The sequence below is a fragment of the Arachidicoccus sp. genome (genome assembly GCF_050436765.1).
In the GTDB taxonomy this organism is placed as follows: Bacteria; Bacteroidota; Bacteroidia; order Chitinophagales; family Chitinophagaceae; genus Arachidicoccus.
The window spans coordinates 1-3,212 of sequence record NZ_JBNQGD010000215.1 but is presented as its reverse complement, the minus strand read 5'-3'; the positions used below and the strand labels follow the sequence as shown (position 1 = coordinate 3,212).

Here is a 3,212-nt window from a genome sequence, read left to right as displayed (position 1 = left end):
GGCCCAGTCTCCACGTTTTTTTAGCGAAGCCGGATATCGTAAAAAGGCCTGTAACCCTGCCGTAAATGACTCTGCCCATACTTGTCTCTTGCCATAGATATGGGCAGCTGAGGACGCGTCACGCAACTCTATACTACCCAAATCTCCTTCTGCCCAAAATTCACCTGAGATATTATTAGATTGGCCACCATACATTAAAAATTCTGATGGAAATCCCCAATGTCCATAATTTTCCAACCAAGATTCCATGCCATGTTTTTCACTCAGGGTTCTTAACCCTCCAACATATTTATAAGCAATATTGGTTGCAATTAGTCGACGCATGTCCCATAAAAAACGATTAGACAAATCGGCGCTTCCAATGATTCGGCCGGATAATACCGGAAGCCACATTTTTGCATCATAACCATATCTCTTTTTAAATTCATCGCCAAAACCGTCGGTCCAATTTTCAGATCCGGTTTCATAACTGTCTTCCACGACGTGTTTAAATGCCTTCTTGTCTTGTGGGGCAATACTGTCCAATACCCTGCCCACGAAAGCATTAAAATGAGCGGTGATATCTTTCGTATTCATCTTGTCCACTTCTAAGCCCGTTGCTTCTGGTACAGCAGGTGAGTTTGTAACTCCTGTGGGCGTCATACCGATACTTTCAATAATCCAATTGCCTTTAGGAACATTCCATATAAGTGTTCCATCCTTAGACAGATATTTTGTAATATTTATAACGGAAGAAGGAGTTATGAGGGTTGCTTGGTCGTTAGGCTCAGCCTGCGATGGCCATTCATAAGCATCCCACATAGGATGCGGTGTCGGATACATTTTCCCTAATTGTTTTTCTACATAATCTTCTAACTTGGGTGCTGCAGATAGCTTAACATTTGAAAGGCCGGCCTGCCCCTGTATATTAGAAAATAACAACCTGAATTTTGACGTCGTAACCGCAGGGAATGAAACAGCAGTTGGCGCATAAGGCATCGGCCCCACATTTAAATTCGGATTGCTCCGATTGATCGTAAACTTTTTGATTGTCTGCCAAGCATTATTTTTAAAGCCTTGTAGCTCGCAGTCAATGGTGGCCGGATGCTTTGATGTATATAAGGTAAGGCTGCGCGCAGTAAAAGGAGCATCTGATGTTATATCGATTGTTACTAATTTACTTGCGGCCGGGAAATCTACGGAAGTGGATGTATCATTGCTAAATATAGTACTTATGTTTTGAATCTGTGAGCAATGAATCTTAGCAATTTTATCTGTAAGGATTTTTCCGTCATCTTTAGGTTCGGGGAATGCCAGTATAGCAACCTGTTGAAAATTATCGTAAGAAACATCCAATCTTTGAGAGAATTTTTGAGGACCGTTTACTTTCCAATCTTTATGCACTAGATAACGCATTGCTTCATTGGGTTTTATCCATGGCCCTCCTGACTGACTCCAACCGGGGCTATTGAATAGACCAATATTGACACCGGTTCTCGCACCCTCATGAATAGCATGTTTTGTGATTTGCCACCATTCTTTACTCTGAAAAGGGACTTTTCCTTCTGATGTTCCCGGTAGGCCTATATTCCCAATAAAGGCTTCACCTATGCCAATTTTAGCCATTGCTTCGAGATCCTTTGTAACTCCTTTTTTTGAGATATTATCATTAATCCAATACCAATATACCCAGGGCTTTGAAGAATCCGGTGGAACCTTGAAATTTTTCTCGAGATTTACAGATGTTGTATATTCATTCGAAATAATAGGTTTTTTTACCCCACAAGCGGTTAATAATGCCGCATATAGGAGCAATGTCACGCGTAAAATTTGTTTAATCACTTTTAATAATTTCATCAATGAATTTTAGTCCTTTTTATATTTTACGGGTCAAAACATGCACTCAAGTACCTCTGGTTGCCGATGATAACTTCAAAAGAATTCTGAGTTAAAGATAAATTGCAACATTCATTTAACCGTCCTGCACAGTTTGCAATATGGCACAGCATTCTGATTCCCGAGAAAGTATTCATCATTATAGGATAGATTGAAAATCGCTTTTAATGTTCATGTACGGCACCCACATAGGTGAAAGGTGAAAATCGCTGTTAGAAAGTCACAGCTCCTTTTCTACCAATAGTTGCAAGCTTTTCTTGCTTCCCTAGAATTATTTTAATGGTTTTGTAAATGTTTTTGCCGACATAAGGGCCGCTTACTTTCCAGGATAGCGTTTTAGTTCTATCGTTCCATTTATAGACTGTTGTTCTAGTGTCACCTTTGGTATAATTATAGGACACTCCATCATCCTCGGTCATTGTAAAGCTTCCGTCTTTCCCACTATAGATGCGGATTTGCAGAGGAGTATCAGATGTCTCTTCTGAATATTGAATAACAGGCCCAATAGGTAGAATAGTACCTGCGCGAACATACACCGGTATTTGATCCAGCGCTGCGTCGACCGAGATTGTTTTAGGGCCTATGATTTTTTTGCCTGTGAAATAATTGTACCAGGTGTCATTGGGGAAATAAATATCGCGCTTACCACCCGTTTGCAACACAGGTGCAGCCAATACGCCTTTGCCTAGCAGCCATTCATCGGTCATATTAGCGACGGTTGTATCTGACGGAAACTCCATGACCAGTGGCCGCATAATAGGAGCACCCGTCTTATAAGCTTCCTGTCCTAAACTATAAATATAGGGGAGTAATTGATACCTTAAATTAAGTGCTTTACGCATGGCAGCTTCGCCATCCGCACCCCATAAAAAAGGGAAACGGGGAGTCATGCGAAAGTCGGAATGCGCGCGCATAATGGGGAAAAAGACGCCGGCTTGGAACCAACGTACTAGCATTTCTTTTGTCGGATTACCCTGAAAACCACCAATATCGCAAGCGCCATAATACATTCCTGCAAGACTAAAGTTCAGTAGATCCATAGGCACCTGAGCCAAAGATCGCCAGGTTGAGGGAATGTCACCACTCCAGGTGCTATAGCCAAGACGCTGGTTACCCGGGCTGAATGATCTGTTTAACGCAAAATGGCGATGGTTTGGTCGTGCAGACGCCAGTAAGTCGCTTTGTGCGGTATTCCACCAATAATAACAGGTATAATAGGATTCACCTTCGTCATCCCACCAAGCATCAACTCCTGCTTTAATCAGCGGTTTATTCTTTGCTTCATACCACTTTCTTAAGCTAGGATTGCTAAAGTCTAAATCGCGGCTATCCGTCTT

Annotated in this window: 2 protein-coding genes; both read right to left on the bottom strand. The window is 41.8% G+C overall.

Translation table 11 applies throughout. The features are described from left to right. Positions 1-1,836, bottom strand: a 1,836-nt coding sequence (locus tag ACQR30_RS09495) for a glycosyl hydrolase (protein ID WP_429734394.1), incomplete at its 3' end; no start/stop codon positions are given. Between the two features lie 251 nt (positions 1,837-2,087). Next, on the bottom strand, positions 2,088-3,212 hold a 1,125-nt coding region (locus ACQR30_RS09490; RefSeq protein WP_429734392.1), incomplete at its 5' end, for a TIM-barrel domain-containing protein.